The sequence below is a fragment of the Colwellia sp. BRX8-9 genome (assembly GCF_014077245.1).
Taxonomy (GTDB): Bacteria; Pseudomonadota; Gammaproteobacteria; order Enterobacterales; family Alteromonadaceae; genus Colwellia_A.
The window spans coordinates 15,130-32,456 of record NZ_JACGVN010000008.1; the positions used below are offsets into that span (position 1 = coordinate 15,130).

Here is a 17,327-nt window from a genome sequence, read left to right on the forward strand (position 1 = left end):
AGCCTTATTTATGCTTTAGAATTTGATCAAGCTTATTTTTTTGATCATTGCTTAATGGTTGTTGGGCATTTTTAACTGGCTTTCGACGAAGAATAATAACGACGACTATCACACCAATAAATAATAGCCCTGCAGGGCCGTACCATAAAAGATAAGTTAAGCTAGAGACCCTAGGGCGATATAAAACAAACTCACCGTAGCGTGACACCATAAAATCAACAATTTCCATATCGGCCTTACCTTGTTGAAGCATGTCATAAACTTCACGGCGAAGATCTGCGGCAATAGGTGAATTAGAATCAGCCAAATTTTGATTCTGACATTTAGGGCAACGTAATTCTTTATTAAGGGCATTAAAACGAATTTCGGTGACCTTATCTTTAAAGACATAAGTATCAACCGGGCTGGCTAGAACAAATGAACTCAGCAAGGTAACCGTCGATAAAAATACAGCAACTAACAATTTATTGAACATCATTACTGGCTTCCTTTGCTCGTTGACGAAGCTAAAAATTCTGCTTCTATTTGAGTGATAAGTGGCTCAAATTCGTTTTGCCAAACTTGTGGAGTTAATGGACCCGCATAACGTTTGCGAATAATATTACTGTGGTCCACCACAAAAGTTTCTGGTGCTGCGTATACACCTAAATTAACACTTAATTTTCCCTCTTCGTCAAAGGCCGAGAATTGATAAGGATTACCTAGCTGGGTTAACCACTTTGCCGCATCAACACGTTGATCATCATAATTTAAACCATAAATAGTAAAACGATTTGTTTTAGACAATTCGTTCAAGTATTCGTGCTCATAACGACACGATGGACACCAAGTTCCCCAAACATTCACCAGTTTTATACCCGGTTTAAAGTCAGCTGTCGTAACAGTTCGATCAGCGTTTAATACCGAGTGTAAACTGAACTCAGGGAATTTTTTGCCAATCAACGCCGAAGGTAGTTCAGTCGGATTAAGCGATAAACCGCGAAATAAAATAGCCCCTAAAGCAATAAACAATATCAGTGGAATTAAACGAATTAACTTACCCATTACGCATTTCCCTGATTATTTGTTGCTAGTTCATCAGCGCTAGCTGTGTTTATTGACTTTTTATTGGTGGTGTTACTGACTTTTTTACGACGGTAGCGCTTGTCTAATATCGCTAAAAACCCACCAAACGACATAAATATTGCACCCAACCATATCCAACGAACAAAGGGTTTGTAATGAACACGAACTGCCCAAGCATTTCCTTCTAAGGGATCACCTAATGCCACATAAATATCACGGAATAAACCTGGGTCAATACCCGCTTCAGTCATTCCCATAGTCTGTACTAAGTATGTGCGACGTTCAGGTTTCAAAAGCGTAACAAAATCACCATTATTGTACACTTCTATCTGACCTTGTTCGGCACTGTAGTTAGCACCTTTTACTTGCTTAATACCTTTAAAAGCGATTTCATAATCGGTATCAGAAATTTGAACTTTTTCATTAATGTGCATTTTTACGTTAGTTTCACTTTCATAAACAGAGACTATCGTTACACCAACGATAGTGATCGCTATCCCCATGTGAGCACAGGTCATGCCCCACTGGCTTAATGTCAGCTTAGAAAATTTCCCTTTGTCATTACCCGAGTTTATTTGATTCGTTAATTCTTTAAGAACGACCAGAAAAACCCAACAGGCTAAACCTATACCCATACTAACCAAGGGCACAAATTCACCACCGTATAAAAATGGGAAAGCAAGACCAACAATAACGCTAATCACTAGTGGACTCATCATTTGTTTGCGCAATTCACCTTGCTTAGCTTTTTTCCAGCGAATTAACGGACCAATTCCCATGACAACAAAAAGCAAACTCATGATCGGCACAAACACCGCATTGAAATACGGAGGCCCAACAGAAATTTTTCCTAAGCCCATAGAATCAACCAACAACGGATATAAGGTGCCCAATAAAACAGTAACCGTTGCCACAACTAAGATAATGTTGCAAATAAGCAGTGCCGTTTCACGAGAATACAAGGCAAAACGACTAAACGTTTGTACTGTACTTGCTCTAAAGGCATAAAGTGTTAATGAACCACCGACCGCAATCGCCAGTAATAATAAAATAAATAAACCACGACCAGGATCTGCGGCAAATGAATGTACAGAAGTGATAACACCTGAACGTACTAAGAAAGTACCCAATAGGCTTAAACTAAAGGCAAATATTGCTAATAACACGGTCCAATTCCTGAACGTACCACGTTTTTCAGTCACGGCTAATGAATGAATAAGTGCTGTACCAACCAACCATGGCATAAAGGAAGCATTTTCTACGGGATCCCAAAACCACCATCCGCCCCAGCCAAGTTCGTAGTAAGCCCACCAACTACCTAAAGCGATACCTAAAGTTAAAAATATCCATGCGGCAACAGTCCAAGGTCTTGCCCATCGAGCCCAAGCAGCATCTAACTTGCCGCACATTAACGCAGCAACAGCAAAAGCAAAAGCAACAGAGAAACCGACGTAACCTAAATAAAGCATCGGCGGGTGAATAATTAAGCCAATGTCTTGCAGTAATGGGTTTAAATCGCGACCTTCTGTGGGGACCATTGGCCATAAGCGTTCAAAGGGGTTAGAAGTTAATAGCGTAAACAGCATAAAGCCAACGGCTACCATACCCAAGACAGCTAATACCCTAGCAATAAAGGCTTCGTCGATGCCTTTACTGAATTTAGCAACAGCGGCAGTCCAAGCGGTTAGTGAGAAAACCCACAATAACAGCGAACCTTCATGCCCCCCCCATACTGCACTTATTTTAAAATAATAAGGTAAATGAGAATTTGAATGACCTGCAATATATTTGACCGAAAAATCGTCAACGACAAAGCTCCAACCGAGAATAATAAGACTAATGGCTGTAAAGGCAAACATGCCAAAGGTTAAGGGTTTAGCATAGCCGACTAATCGCTCTTGATGACTTGCCAATCCTACTAATGGAATAATGCTTAAACATATTGCAAAAGCTAAACCAATTATAAGGGCGAAATGTCCTAACTCAGGGAGCATTACTTCAGGGATCATTACTTTCTCCGATTCAGCGTATTTACTGAATACAAAAATTATCAATTAAAGACACCATTAATATGGCGTTTTAGTGAGTTTGTTGTTCAATTAACGGTAAATAGCAAGTTAAAGAAAAACAATTCAAACTAAAAATTTTGGTAATTCTAGCACTATATGGTGAGTAATTTCATTAATGTAATACGAAAATAAATGATTAATTTTCTCATTGCTAGGGCTAGCCTTTACCGACCGATATAGTATGATAATACCCAACTTGGTATTACGATCTAAATCAACTCTTTATGTAGCAAATTACGTTAATATTTGTTCCATAAATTTGGTATTTAAATTATTCAAAAAGTGATTCTTTTGGCAAACTCTCAAAATATTCAACCACCGAACGAACGAACGAATAAGCAAGTATTGCTCTGTGCTAACGAATTAACGTGTATTCGTGAAGATAGAATATTATTTGAAGCACTTAATTTTTCAGTATCTAGCGGTGATATTATACAGGTGGAAGGCCCAAATGGATCAGGTAAAACTAGCTTATTACGTATTTTAGCGGGTTTATCTCAACCCTATGACGGTAGCGTGTTATTCCAACAAGAAAATATTGTTGACCATGGCGATGCCTTTCATCAAAACTTACTCTATTTAGGACATTTACCGGGTGTAAAAGGTGAAATGACCGCTCAAGAGAACCTAGTATTTAATCTTGCCTTGCATGGCAATGACATTTCAACAGCAGAAGAAACGTTAGAAAAAGTAAACTTGTTAGGTTTTGAAGATGCCCTTGCTTCACATTTAAGTGCCGGGCAGCATCGCCGTATTGCACTTGCACGTTTATGGCAAAGTACCGCGCCTATTTGGATATTAGACGAACCTTTCACCGCCATCGATAAGCGTGGTGTCAATACATTAGAGCAATTGTTTCTCGCACATGCTCAGCGTGGTGGCTGTGTTATATTGACCACACACCAAGACTTATCATATCCTGAAGATAAGGTGAAAAAAATCACTTTAGATTACCGATTTTATTAGAGATAATAACATGACAACCGTTCATAATTTATCATATACGTCCGCTTTTAGCTTAATCATCAAAAGAGATCTTACAATTGCTTTTCGTCATCGCGACGATATTATTAATCCACTGTTATTTTTTATCATTGTCGTGACTTTATTCCCGCTTGGTATTGGTCCTGAGTCGACAACTTTAGCGCGTATTGCACCTGGTATTATTTGGGTTGCGGCTTTACTTGCGACATTATTATCACTCGACCGCTTATTTAAATCTGATCACGAAGATGGTTCTTTAGAACAAATGATGCTGAGTCCTCATCCCATATTTATATTAGTACTGGCTAAAATTATTGCGCATTGGTTGGTTACTGGCTTACCCCTTATTTTTATTGCACCCTTACTTGCCGTATTATTACATTTAAATGAAAATAGCTATGGGGCATTAATGCTAACGTTATTACTCGGCACCCCCGTGCTCAGTTTATTAGGTGCTATTGGTGTTGCATTAACTGTCGGTATTAAAAAAGGTGGGGTATTACTCAGTTTATTAGTCTTACCGCTTTATATTCCAATATTGATTTTTGCGACTAGTGCCATAGATACTGCGGCAATGAACTTACCTTACAGCGGACAACTTGCTATAATTGCCGCATTGTTTTTTGGCTCGTTAACCTTAGCCCCTTTTGCTGTTAGTGCAGCATTAAAAGTGAGTACTAACTAATGTGGAAATGGCTACATCCTTATGCAAATCCTGAAGTGTCGTATCGCTTTGTCGGTAAACTATTACCTTGGATTGCAAAGATTACGATCACTTTACTCACTATTGGCGTTATCTGGGCGTTAGTTTTTGCGCCAGCTGATTATCAACAAGGTGACAGTTTTAGAATTTTTTATATCCATGTGCCAACAGCTATATTATCAATGAGTATATATTTAGCTATGGCATCAGCGGCTTTTTGTAGTTTAGTCTGGCAGTTCAGGCTGGCTGATGCATCGGCGGCAGCCATGGCACCCGTGGGAGCTGTTATTACCGCTATAGCATTATTTACCGGCGCCGCTTGGGGTAAACCTATGTGGGGAACTTGGTGGATATGGGATGCGCGCTTAACGTCTGAATTAGTGCTACTTTTTCTCTATTTAGGTGTTATTGCTTTACACAATGCCTTTGAGGATAAAAACCTTGCAGGTAAAGCCGCAGGCATTCTATCACTCGTTGGCGTTGTCAATATTCCTATTATTAAGTATTCTGTCGAATGGTGGAATACCCTTCATCAAGGAGCAACCGTAAGTAAAATGAGTGCTCCCTCAATGAGTATGGATATGTTCTGGCCATTTGTTATCTGCTTTTTAGGTATCGCCATGTTGGTAACATTTGTTATTTCTATCCGTTTTCGTACCGAAATATTAGCACGTAATAGTATGCGTCCTTGGGTACGTGAATTGATCACCGCAGAGGGCATTAAATAATGCAGTTTGATAGTATTTCAGCCTTTTTTGATATGGGCGGTTATGCTTTTTTTGTTTGGTTATCTTATGGCGTTAGTGCTTTTTTATTAGCCGCGTTAATTTATAGCAGTCTTAGCAACCATAAAAAGGTTAAACAAAAAATAGCACTTCGTTTACAGCGCGAAAAGAAGTTACGCAAAGCGGCTCAACAAAATTCAGCGCAAGCAGAGCAAACTGATAGCAAGACCGCAGTTTTAAAAAATTTACCCAAAAACTCTAATAAGGTTGTTTCATGAATCCACGTCGTAAGAAACGTTTAACCATCGTTATATCTATTTTAGTCGGCCTAAGTGTCGTTGCTGGATTTGTGCTTTATGCATTAAGTCAAAATATAGATCTTTTCTATAAACCCTCTGAAATATATCAGGGTAAAGATGATACCGGCATAAAACCTATTGAAGGCCAACGTCTTCGCATTGGTGGTTTAGTGGTACCTGGAAGTGTTAAGCGTGACCCATCAAGTTTAGACGTGACTTTTGAACTTGTAGATATGAGAATGCCAATAGTTTTTAATGATTCGGACCCTGTCATTAAAGTACATTATGACGGCATACTGCCTGATTTATTTCGTGAAGGCCAAGGTATAGTCGCAAATGGTATGTTAGTTAATGGCAATTTTATTGAAGCCTCTGAAGTATTAGCTAAACATGACGAGAACTACATACCGAAAGAATTAGCTGATGACATGGGTGAAAAGCATCAAAAACCCAGTTACAGTAAAGAACAGTTAGAAAAGAAAACCTACTAGTAAAAAACAAAAACGCTACACCAAGATAAATATTATATTTGTCTTGGTGTAGCGTTTTTTATTGTAAAATTTAAACGATTAATCGTTTAGCTAAGCAACATCATAAGCCGAAATAATACGATCACCGATTTTATTAAGAATGTTAATCTCACCTTCACAAACAGCAATAATCGACTTACCTTTCTTAAAGCTTTCAGGAATAACCACACGCCCTTCTGCAGATTGTAAAAATGATTCAATCTTATGTAAAAGTTCTAGGGAATCATCACTGTAATAAATCAAGGTTACTATCTTTTCTTGGTAGATTTGCATTATTCACTCTTATTATTGTTGAGTTATAAATTTATCAAGTTAAAGTCACTTATAAACTTTATTGTTCAGCAATGGCTAAAAATAAAAAATCAGTAAACCTTGTATCCAAACAAAGTAACACAGCAAAAAACACAAAGCTAATTATACAATTAAATCAACAAGTTAAGTTAACACCAAGTTAACTCGGAGTTATCTTTAAGCAATTGTTGTATCTTGCTGTAAATTTTAAGTAAAAAAAAACCCTGAGTATAAAACCCAGGGTCGATCAAATTAGATCGTTTAACGCATCCTCAACTAGTGAGATCGGATATCCATGTGGATAAATTTTTTAAAATATTTAGAAACTGTCCAGAGAATCTATATTATTTCCAACTTTTCATTTTATGGCCCTTAAGCGCATAAAATAGAATAAATAAATAACAAGGTAACATCACAATATAACCCCCTTGTTGACCAAGTGATGAACCGCTTGCCAAGCCCCAAAATAGTGGACCAAATGCTCCTCCTGAAATACCCATAACTAATAATGCCGAGCCCACGCTGGTTAATTTCCCCATTCCAGAGAGTGCTAATGGGAAAACAGCAGGCCAAACAATCGCATTAGCTAAACCAAGCAATGCAATAAGCATCAAGGTATCAGGTAGTTCTGCCCCTCCAAAAGGAACAAGAATTATATTAGCGATAGCGTATGAATTATTGTCACCAAAGACCACACCTAAACTTAACACCAACCCCAGCAGGGCTGAAACAGTTAAGGCTTTTTGTTGAGAAATAAAACGAGGAATTAAAAAGATACCTAATATGTAACCTACCACCATACATATCATAGTGTATGAGGTCATTATGCTGTAATTTTCAACACCTAGAGACAAGGCAAACGTACCTATTGTGTCGCCGGCTATTACTTCAACCGCAACGTAGAAAAAGATAGTTAATACACCTAATGCTAGATTGGGGTGAGATAATGCTTCTTTAATATGTCCTTTGCTATTTGCTCCTTCTTCCTCATCTTCACTGGGTAATTCTGGAAGTGATGATTTTTTAACAGCAAAACCGAGTAAACCAATGAAAATCGCCATACCTAAATAAGGAAGTACCAACGAGTTAGCCATCTCATCAATACTGGCTTGGGTTAGTACTTCGGTTGAATGACCTTCAAAGCCACTCAAAATTAAGGCGGTAAAGACTAAAGGCGCAATAACACCGGCACCTTTGTTTAAAATTCCCATAACACTAATACGTGCTGCAGCAGATTCTTCAGGTCCTAAACGGACAACATAAGGATTAACAGCTGTTTGTAATAAAGTAATACCCGAGCCCATCACTAACTGAGCAAACAAAAACAAAGCAAAAATTTGGGTTTGAGCAGCAGGAATAAATAATAAGCCAGCTACCATCATGGTGGCCATTCCCAAAGCCATACCATTTTTATAGCCTACTTTACGAATAATCGTCGCCGACGGCAGCGCAGTAAAAGTAACGGCAATGTAAAAAGAGAATAATATTAGTGATGCTTGAAATGGTGTCAGCTGGAGTATTTGTTTAAGGTAGGGCATTAATGACCCATTAAGCCATGTCGCAAAGCCTAGTATAAAAAAGAGTACCGCGACAATTGCCATAGGCAGTGCATTACTTTTTGGTTTATCACTTGTTATTATCTGTTCCATATATTCCTCAATATTTATCTTGTTATTATTGTTTTATGATAGGTTAAGTTAGTTAGTTTCTATAAATAGCTTGCCCAGAGATCCATGTCGATTTCACGGTAAAATTATCGTTAAGCTCAACAAAGTCAGCTTGACTACCTATTGTTAAACTGCCACGAATATCACTTTGCTTAATATAATTGGCTGGGTATTTTGAGGCCATTCTAAGCGCTTCATCTAAAGGTAACCTCAGGCCTAAATGAGTATTAGCTACTGCTTGCGCCATATTCAACACCGACCCTGCCAACTCCCCTGTTGTTGACGTTAACTTGCCATTTTTAAGCCGCACTTTTTTACCAACTAAAGTAAACTCAACATCGCTTGTACCTACCGGTGGCATTGCATCGGTTACTAAGAAAACCCTTCCTGCAGGTTTAGTTTTCAGCGCTAATTTACAGCTCTCGTAATTAACATGATGACCATCAACAATTAAGCCACAACTTGCTTGATCGTTGAGCAAAGCACACCCCGTTACACCCGGCTCTCTGCCCTGTATTGCCGACATAGCATTATACAAATGAGTAAATCCGTCAGCACCCGCTTCTAACGCTTTTTGTGCGGTGTTAAAATCAGCATTGGTGTGGCCTAAGCACACCTTAATACCCAACGAAACCATGCGAGCAATGTCATCAACATTTACCGTTTCAGGGGCAAGTGTCACCAGTATTTGCCCAATATCTTTACGTTCAAGCACTTGCCATTCTTGTGGTGAAATGGCGCGAATGTGCTCTTCGATATGTGCCCCTTTTTTAGCAACAGATAAATGTGGGCCTTCAAAGTGAATACCAATAATACCTGGTGTTTTTTCTGCCATTGCTTCTGCCATTGCTTCTGCGGCCTGTTGCATCACTGATATTTTATCGGTTATAAGGGTAGGTAACATCGCTGTAGTACCAAACTTGGCATGAGCGGCCATGATAGTTTTAATGTTTTTTAATGATGGTGAGTCGTTAAATAGTGCACCTCCACCTCCGTTGACCTGTAGATCAATAAAGCCTGGGACCACTAAACCATCAAGCACATCATCAACGTCAGAGATATTATTATCAAATGCTGTGATTTTTCCATCGGTGATCGTTAACACTTGATGGTCAATAAAATTTTGCCCATCAAATAATTTTTTAACGTAAAGACGAAATATAGTCATAGCAATGCTTGTTCCTTAAATTCTATCAATTAATTGGCTAGGTTTTACTGTAAAGCAAGTTGTTGTTTAGCGTAAATTACTGAACCAACTTCTGGTGGATGCTTTGGCTCGATCAGTTGTCGTTTAATATCTTTATCTAACCAAGGTTTTATTCTTGGTGTTAAGCCACCAATTAATGCAATGGCGGGTGGATTTTGCTTTAATAACTGCCTAGCCACATGGCTAATATATTCAGCGCCTTGTGCAACAATATCTAACGCAATTTTGTCACCTTCTTCAGCAGAGTCAAAAACCAAATTAGCCATACGGGCATAAAAAGCGGCTGGCTTACCAGCAATCACTTCGACTAATTCAACATCATCTTTGACATTTAATAACGCTAATACTTTGTCATTAATGGATGAATGAGGAATTAATCCATCGAGTGATAACAAAGATTGTTTTGCTGCCTGTAACCCAAACCATGCACCGCTACCTTTATCCCCATGAGGAAAACCATGAGCGCCAACAATATAAGGATGGCCATCAACATATGAAAAGCCACATGAACCAGTCCCCGTTATCATCACTGCACCGTCTTTACCATCGTGAGCTCCAAGACAAGCAATAAGTAAATCAGTGGCAAGATACATCTTTTTAAACGGATGCTGCCAGTTTGACATTTGCTCAAATAAAACCGGTAAATTCACCCCAGCAAGACCAACACCGGCAATGATATTACCGAGCTCACTTTCATCAATTCCGGCATTTTCAAGTGCTAATTTAGCCGACTCAGCAATTGAATTTATAGCTTGTTCATAACCGTGCAACGGGTTAGCAGGCCCCGCAATGCCAGTACCTAATATTTTATTATCATTCGACATTAGGATAGCTTTGCATTTGCTGCCACCGCCATCTATGCCTAAGAATATTTCGTTGTTGCCGCTGCTGCTCAGCATGTTGACCTCATGTCTCTATATTTATTATTTTAATCACAATGCTTAATAAACAGCCAGTGTCTAAAATGTAATCTGATTTTATCTTAACGACAAATGACAGCGTTGTCATTTGTTTTTTTAATAAAAATGCTTTTTTTATTTTTCTATTACAAAATAAATAATGAATAGTCTGATTAAGCGGGCTTTATTAACTAGCCCGCCAAGAGCGTAAACCATAAATTAGTGGTTATTAATCGTTACTGCCCGACCTTTACGTTGTCCATCAAAGCTAATGCTGCGAACGTTTACTGTGCCCTCGATAGCTACTGGCCCTTGGTAACGAGTCCAATTGCCCGCCGATACTTGATACTCAATAGCGATACCAGGAAAAGCAATATTGGCATAAAGTTTCCCTTCTTTTACGATGGCACCTACGGTAGGTAATCGATAAAAAATGTTATCATTTTCTAATTTAATTAAGGCTTTTTGACCGATAGTATTCGCAAATAATTGCCACTGTTGATCGCGCAGGGCTTTTTTCTCTGCAGTAAAAAATTTAGTTGCCTGACTGTATTTAGCCCCCTGATAATTATAAGGAACTGCCCAATCAGCTAAGTGCCATGCACGCTCGGCTAAAGCAAACAGTCGTGGAAATAATTTATATTGCGCCGTATGGTCAGTGCGAGTATTTTCACTCCATAACTGCCCTTGGATACCGAGGAAACGATTACCTAACTTCATCGGGGTTTGGCTATCATCGGCTTGATAAGGATTGTCTTGACGGTCCAACCAAAACTCCGCATGAATAGGTAAATTGTCGGGTATGAATTGAAAGACTTTTTCGGTGTTAGTGTGGCGAGAGGCCCAATAATAACCATGTTCTTTGGGATCAGCTTCATAAGGGAAATCAAAATAAAGTACATCGGGTGATGACAGCACAACTTGCCAATCTCTATTGACTAATTGATGGGTTTTGTTATGACCTCCCCACGCTAACGTATCCCAAGCGTTCGACTGAACAATAGCCGGCATATTTTCTTTGCGGGTATGCTCCATACCATCGCTCCAACCTGCGGTTTCTATGTCTAATGCTGATAAAATACCAGCAACACGCTCAATAAAATAAGCACCAAGTTCACTCATTTTTTTAACACCTTTATCGTTATTGGCAATAAAGTCTTTACAGGCTTGAGACTCTATCCAAGCGCCCGCAGTTTCATCTGCGCCAATGTGATAACGCGTTAACGGTTGACCACCATCAGCATGAATTTTCTTAACTTGAGTCATCACTTCAGTCACAAAATCGTAAGAAGACTCTAAACAAACGTTGATGGTATTATCATTGTAAAATTGCACGGATGAATAGACCGTTGGGTCATTAGCATCATGGAGGATAAACTGTTTTGCTTTGTCATCTTGCTCAGCTATGGCGTATTTCTTGGTACGCGCTGCCATCGCTTTAATTGCAGCACGTGAATGCCCGGGCATATCTAAAGAGGGGATCACTTGAATATGGCGAGCCGTTGCTGCTTGTAATATCTCTTGATAGTCAGCCACAGAATAATAGCCATTGACTTCACTTTTAGGGTCAATACCCGCGCCCAGTTGTGGTAATAAACAATTTTTATCGTTTAAATCAAAACAGCGCCTGCTACTCACTTCGGTTAACTCGGGGAGCGAGGGGATTTCTAATCGCCAGCCTTCATCATCACCTAAGTGTAAATGTAGCTTATTAAGTTTATAAGCTGCCATTTGATCAAGCAGCGTTAAAATAAACGTCTTATCGTGAAAGTTACGCGCAACATCAATTAACAAACCGCGAAACTCATAATGAGGTTCATCATTAACCGTTAACACAGGTACTTGCGTTGAACCTAAGGTGATTAAGCTTGATAGTGATTGCAAGCCATTAAAAACACCAGCGCCGTCAACACCTGTGATCTTAATATCTGTTGTGGTGATGTCTAATTGGTAACTGCCAATCATTTTGCTGTTGTCTTCAAGCAGTCTTAACGTGACAGGCTTGCCTTGAGTATTATTAGCAATACCTAAGGTGTCTAAGCGAGTAATGGCTACGATAACATCATCTTTGTCGACATTGCCATAATCAAGATGAATACCAGAAGTAAGACTAAGCTGAGCATTATTCTTACTATAAATAACCGACTTCGGCGTAGGTATAATCACCTTGCTCACATCGAGCTTTTGCTCACCTAATTGAGTATTTCTTTGATATAAACTTGCCGCATCAAGCCACTGAGTAGAATCTTGGGCGGTGCGTTTAAACTGCTTTTCAACATCAGTGAACGGCACAACATAAGGCAGTACTTCTAATCCTGTTTCACTGTTTTTATATGGCTTGGTACTGGCTATAACGCGTGGCTGTAAATTATTTGCACTGACAATATAGTTAGGTAAAGCATCTGTTTCAGACAACGACCAAAACATAGCTCTAAACAATAAGGTTTTGGTTTCACCTGCAGTAAAGCCTTTAAACTTATCATTCAACGATATTTTATGTAAATCGCCATTAATATGAACAACAGAAAATTCTTCACTCTCAAAAGATTGAATAGGCGCAATTTGACTAAAGTGAATATGCCAATCATTACTAGTTATAGATTGAGTTGCGGTGAAACTTAGTTCAACTTCAAAGCAATTACCGTCAGCAATGTTTTTATCACACTTATCACTGGGTATATTGGTCAATACTTTATACTTAACATTGAGCGTTTCAGCGATCTTGTCAATATCAGTTTGAGTCGCTTTAACTAAGCGCTTAAGTAATACATCTTGCTGGGTCTTGTCATTGGTCGTAGCGGAATGAGTTGGTGATTTTTCACAGCCGAATAAATTTATGCTCGTTACCAAAAATAAGACAATGAGTTGTCTGTTCATGTTTTTCTTACTCACAAGTTTAGGTTAATCAATAGAATGCCAAAACTTCTTCGGGGTTCAGGCTCCATTGTAATTAGTCGATATTGATGTTTAGTTTTCGCTAAGGCTAATTAACTTCGCGATCCGCTGGGTAGAAAACAAACAACTATATATCGCAGCAAGAAACCCTTTGTCTTTTAATTCTTGGTAGTCTGAATCATTTAAATCTTTAAAGGCTTCTTCATCGATGGAATATAACCCCGTTACCGTGAACTCTTTAGCGTTAATAGGTTTAATCGTTAATGATTGAGAAGAGAGTAAACTTTTATCTACCATTGTATTGATAAAAAGTTGCGTTGCATTAAGCTGTGAATTAGCTCGAGCAAGATTTTCTGTGACTTGTACTAAATACTTTGTTTGCTCACCCGTATCAGTAAACAATGCTTCGCCATCGCTCTCTGATACCGTTTGACTGTCTAAATCAATACCCACAACAAAATTATTAGGTTGTTCAACAGACGACGATAATACAAAAGGGAAGTTAGTCAAATGCTGAGGAACATATAAAGCATTCCAGCCCTCTTTTTTATGAAACAAATTTTCCTGCGGCTTTAAGCCAAGTAACGCAACTAAGTGGAAACGTCCTGTTTCTGCATCCTTAATAAAAACAATAGGATATTCCGCCTGAACTTGCGGCAATTCAAAAACGGAAATAGGGGTAACATGGCTATTAGCACTATGTGCATAACTAGGGTCTACTTTTACTTTCAGTGCTTGATGCTGACTTTTATTGAGTGGCGATAAGTTAGCCATGTATTTCTCCAGTAATATTTATTTTATATTTTTATATTTTTATATTTTTTGAAAACCAAAAGCCCTTACCTTATTCAGTAAGTCTCTATTGGTTGGCAGATTATTTTGTAGCTGTTGTTTTAATTTAGCATTTTTCTTTAAAATGCTTTCAAGCATACGATGTTCATTAAACGTTGAAGCGTTATATTCTAATGCTTGTACGTAGCCCATGCCGTGCAAAACATATTGGTAGCTGTCTTGAATAAAAGGTTCAAAGGTATTTTGAAAATCATATTTACTCACCGGACGATGTTTCCAATTATCGAGTTGTTCTAATAAACTTTCTGGTACGGAATTTAGAGACTTATTTTCTAACCAAAAACTTTCTTGTCGTTGAGATAAAAAATAATGTAACTTAATAAAGTCTATCGTCCTTTTCCAACGGTAGTGAAATGAGTCATTAAATGTTTTTTCAACTGCAGGTAATTGTCGCTTATTACGAGGAAATAATTCACACAGCATATTGGCTGAAGCCTCAATAAGAAAAATAGCTGAAGCCTCTAAGGGCTCAACAAAAGCGGCAGACATGCCTACTGCCACACAGTTTTTTTCCCAAAATTTGTTTCTATACCCTGATGAGATTTTTAACCTTCGCGCTGACAGTTGTTCTGCTTGTGGACCAATATAATCACGTAATGTTTGCTCTGCTTGATCATGACTGACAAAATCAGAACAATAAACATAGCCAGTACCACGCCTATTTGACAACCCTATGTCCCATGTCCAACCCGCAGAATGTGCTGTTGAAATAGTAGAACTACTTATAGCATCCTCTTCATTTTGATAAGGTACTTGTATCGCTATCGCATTATCGGTAAATAAAACGTCATTAATTGGCGTAAACCCGACCCCTAAAGCTTCACCTAACAATAAGCAGCGCCCCCCCGTACAATCTACGAAAAAATCACCTTCAATACGCCCTAACTCTTTTGTCTCAATAGAGGATATTTCACCTAAAGCATTCAAATTTGCGGATAATACATTTGCCGCTAAATGCTTAACACCGAAACGTTCGCAGCTTATCTTTTTTAAAAAATCAGCAAATTTGCCTGCATCTAAATGATAAGCATAATTTAATAAACCATCGTAACCTCTATTAGCTATTGTTTTTGGTGCTAAACCACCTTCACAAATAAGCGCCTGAGGGCTAACAAAATTAGCGTAATCTATTTGCTGATCTGACAAAGACCAATAAGGACTGAGATTAAATTCATCTGCATGGGCAACAGAACTAAACAAGTGATAATAAACAGAGTCTTGACCATTTTTAGCAGGCGTTCGCCAATTAACAAATTTTGTTGCCTGCTTAAAAGAGGCATTACAATAATTAATAAAGTCATGTTCTTCGATATCTAAATCAGCCAATGTTTTTCGCATGGTTGGCCACGTACCTTCACCGACGCCCACGGTTGGAATATCAGGTGATTCAATAAGAGTAACCTGCACTGCATCTGACTTATTCGAGCCAAGATGCTTTGCAAGTTTAGCCGCTGTTAGCCAGCCAGCAGTGCCTCCCCCAACAATAACAACTTGATTAATCATTCCATCATCCATTCAATAACACCTTTATACTTTGTTAAATCCAAATTCTTTTACTTTTTCAATGAGATCGCGTTGTTTGGGTAATTGATTTTTCAATAATTCACTTTGTCGATCAACATTAGAAAATAATTTTTCAGCTTTTTTAACATCTGGATAAGCCGAAAGATTGCCTGATAAATCTGTTTGATAATGCATGCCATACAATACATACAAATAACTGTCTAAGTTAAAGGGTTCCCATGCATGGTCAAAGTCGAACTTTGTCGGTGGTTGATTTTTCCAGAATTCGAGTCTTTGTTTTAACTTATTTGGTATTGTGGTTGGCTCACAATTATCAATCCAATATTGCGAATCTCTGCGCGCTGAAATGCAATAATGTAACTTAATAAATTCAACCGTTCGTTCCATACGAATTTTAAAGTTTTGATTAAACTGTTGCTCCGCATAAAGCATTTGCTTTTTGTCACGAGGAAATTGCGCTGCAATCATGGTAGCTGCCGCATCAAACAAATAAATAGCGGAGGCTTCTAGTGGTTCAACAAAACCTGCAGACATGCCAATGGCAACACTATTTTTATGCCAAAATTTCTGGTGGTAGCCGAGCTTTATTGGAATTTTTCGAATAACCAGATCGTCGGTATAATCTTCGCCAATATAGTCGATGAGCTGTTGTTTAGCTTTTTCATCACTAATATATTTGCTACTAAAAACATGACCTACGCCGCGCCTTTCTTGTAGGCCAATATCCCAAATCCATCCAGCTTCTTGTGCTGTCGATAAGGTGTGTGTTTTGATTGGTTGCTTTTTATCTGCATAAGGAACTTGAACAGCAAAAGCCGTATCATTAAAAAGAACATCGCTAATATCATGCCATTCAATATTATAAGTTTGCTTAATAATAAGCCCTTTAGAGCCACTACAATCGATAAAAAAATCTGCGGATATTTGCTTTTCTTCACAATGATCTGTTTCAACATGTGTGATAAAGTCATTTTCATCCAAGACGATGTTCGTCACATTAGCACTAACAAATTTCACCCCTAAATTATCAATACAATGTTTTTTTAAAAAGTTAGAAAATTTATTGGCATTTAAATGGTATGCGTATTCTTGAGCAGCACTGTATTCGGGCATAACGATTTGCTTAGGCGCTAAACCTTGGTCACAAATTCTTGCCTGAGAAGCTACTGCTTGGTCATAAGGTAATCTAGTCGTTTTATTTTTTAACAACCAATAGGGAGCTAAATTAAAGTCATAAGAAGAGTGACTTACCGTGCCAAGTGGATGGTAATAACTTGATTTTTCATTCTGTTTAGGTGTTGTAGCCCAATTTATAAATTCAGCTCCTTGCTTGAAGGTTGCATCACACTCACGAATAAAGTCAGTTTCACTCACGCCTATTTTATGTAATGTAGCTCTTAAATTAGGCCATGTCCCCTCTCCAACACCAATAATAGGAATATCTGGTGATTCAACGACAGTGACCTTTATGCCATTTTCTGCTTTGCAATTTAAGCTTTTAGCCAAAATAGCAGCACTTAACCAACCAGCGGTTCCGCCGCCAATAATTAAAATATCATTATTAACTGTAGTCATTGTGAAAGCTCATCATGTAATGAAGGGTTGAAAGGAGTTCAT

At 38.3% G+C, this 17,327-nt stretch carries 16 protein-coding genes; 5 read left to right on the forward strand and 11 right to left on the reverse strand.

Annotated elements, in window-relative coordinates; genetic code table 11:
• Nucleotides 1-4: 4 nt before the first annotated feature.
• Genes H4J70_RS08500 through H4J70_RS08510 form a run of 3 tightly spaced genes read right to left on the reverse strand, consistent with a single transcriptional unit; the run spans nucleotide 5 to nucleotide 3,059 of the window.
• Nucleotides 5-478, reverse strand: a complete 474-nt coding sequence (locus tag H4J70_RS08500; protein ID WP_310740323.1) for a cytochrome c-type biogenesis protein — start codon at nucleotides 476-478, stop codon at nucleotides 5-7.
• Nucleotides 478-1,044, reverse strand: a complete 567-nt coding sequence (locus H4J70_RS08505; protein WP_070375830.1) for a DsbE family thiol:disulfide interchange protein — start codon at nucleotides 1,042-1,044, stop codon at nucleotides 478-480. The genes H4J70_RS08500 and H4J70_RS08505 overlap by 1 nt, the downstream gene beginning before the upstream one ends.
• Nucleotides 1,044-3,059 (reverse strand): heme lyase CcmF/NrfE family subunit, encoded by a 2,016-nt coding sequence (locus H4J70_RS08510; RefSeq protein ID WP_182250973.1) that lies wholly within the window; start codon nucleotides 3,057-3,059, stop codon nucleotides 1,044-1,046. Before H4J70_RS08510 ends, H4J70_RS08505 begins: the two co-directional genes overlap by 1 nt.
• Nucleotides 3,060-3,425: 366 nt before the next feature.
• Here H4J70_RS08510 and ccmA point away from each other — a divergent pair, with 366 nt between their 5' ends.
• From ccmA to ccmE, 5 genes are read left to right on the forward strand one after another with little or no spacing between them, the layout of a single operon-like run.
• Nucleotides 3,426-4,100: a cytochrome c biogenesis heme-transporting ATPase CcmA gene (gene ccmA / locus H4J70_RS08515; protein ID WP_404842433.1), complete on the forward strand. Its 675-nt coding sequence runs from the start codon at nucleotides 3,426-3,428 to the stop codon at nucleotides 4,098-4,100.
• Nucleotides 4,101-4,110: 10 nt separating this feature from the next.
• Nucleotides 4,111-4,803 (forward strand): heme exporter protein CcmB, encoded by a 693-nt coding sequence (gene ccmB, locus H4J70_RS08520; protein ID WP_070375829.1) that lies wholly within the window; start codon nucleotides 4,111-4,113, stop codon nucleotides 4,801-4,803.
• On the forward strand, nucleotides 4,803-5,549 hold the full coding sequence (locus H4J70_RS08525; RefSeq protein ID WP_182221797.1) for a heme ABC transporter permease: 747 nt from the start codon (nucleotides 4,803-4,805) through the stop codon (nucleotides 5,547-5,549). Before ccmB ends, H4J70_RS08525 begins: the two co-directional genes overlap by 1 nt.
• Nucleotides 5,549-5,824, forward strand: a complete 276-nt coding sequence (ccmD, locus tag H4J70_RS08530; protein WP_182218286.1) for a heme exporter protein CcmD — start codon at nucleotides 5,549-5,551, stop codon at nucleotides 5,822-5,824. The genes H4J70_RS08525 and ccmD overlap by 1 nt, the downstream gene beginning before the upstream one ends.
• The gene (gene ccmE, locus H4J70_RS08535) at nucleotides 5,821-6,336 is read left to right on the forward strand and encodes a cytochrome c maturation protein CcmE (protein ID WP_182244580.1); all 516 of its coding nucleotides are present in this window, start codon (nucleotides 5,821-5,823) and stop codon (nucleotides 6,334-6,336) included. The genes ccmD and ccmE overlap by 4 nt, the downstream gene beginning before the upstream one ends.
• A gap of 90 nt (nucleotides 6,337-6,426) precedes the next feature.
• On the opposite strand, the gene H4J70_RS08540 is transcribed toward ccmE, so the two are convergent.
• The 8 genes from H4J70_RS08540 to H4J70_RS08575 all read right to left on the reverse strand — a co-directional run bounded on the left by H4J70_RS08540 (nucleotide 6,427) and on the right by H4J70_RS08575 (nucleotide 17,285).
• Nucleotides 6,427-6,648: a TIGR02922 family protein gene (locus tag H4J70_RS08540; RefSeq protein ID WP_070375825.1), complete on the reverse strand. Its 222-nt coding sequence runs from the start codon at nucleotides 6,646-6,648 to the stop codon at nucleotides 6,427-6,429.
• Between the two features lie 362 nt (nucleotides 6,649-7,010).
• Nucleotides 7,011-8,303 (reverse strand): N-acetylglucosamine MFS transporter NagP, encoded by a 1,293-nt coding sequence (gene nagP / locus H4J70_RS08545; protein ID WP_070377171.1) that lies wholly within the window; start codon nucleotides 8,301-8,303, stop codon nucleotides 7,011-7,013.
• Nucleotides 8,304-8,367: 64 nt separating this feature from the next.
• A complete protein-coding gene (nagA, locus tag H4J70_RS08550; protein WP_182221796.1) occupies nucleotides 8,368-9,501 on the reverse strand; it encodes an N-acetylglucosamine-6-phosphate deacetylase in 1,134 nt (377 codons plus the stop codon).
• 44 nt (nucleotides 9,502-9,545) lie between these two features.
• Nucleotides 9,546-10,439 (reverse strand): N-acetylglucosamine kinase, encoded by an 894-nt coding sequence (nagK, locus tag H4J70_RS08555; RefSeq protein WP_182250939.1) that lies wholly within the window; start codon nucleotides 10,437-10,439, stop codon nucleotides 9,546-9,548.
• 219 nt (nucleotides 10,440-10,658) lie between these two features.
• Complete coding sequence (locus H4J70_RS08560; RefSeq protein WP_182250940.1) at nucleotides 10,659-13,316, reverse strand: family 20 glycosylhydrolase; 2,658 nt, start codon at nucleotides 13,314-13,316, stop codon at nucleotides 10,659-10,661.
• A gap of 90 nt (nucleotides 13,317-13,406) precedes the next feature.
• Nucleotides 13,407-14,108 carry a SapC family protein gene (locus H4J70_RS08565; RefSeq protein ID WP_182213612.1) on the reverse strand — a complete coding sequence of 234 codons (702 nt, stop codon included), beginning with the start codon at nucleotides 14,106-14,108 and terminating at the stop codon, nucleotides 13,407-13,409.
• 39 nt (nucleotides 14,109-14,147) lie between these two features.
• Entirely contained in the window at nucleotides 14,148-15,701 is a 1,554-nt protein-coding gene (locus H4J70_RS08570) for a tryptophan halogenase family protein (protein WP_083278020.1), read from the reverse strand.
• A 12-nt stretch (nucleotides 15,702-15,713) separates the two neighbouring features.
• Nucleotides 15,714-17,285, reverse strand: coding sequence for a tryptophan halogenase family protein (locus tag H4J70_RS08575; RefSeq protein ID WP_070375820.1), 1,572 nt, complete (start codon nucleotides 17,283-17,285; stop codon nucleotides 15,714-15,716).
• Nucleotides 17,286-17,327: the final 42 nt, after the last annotated feature.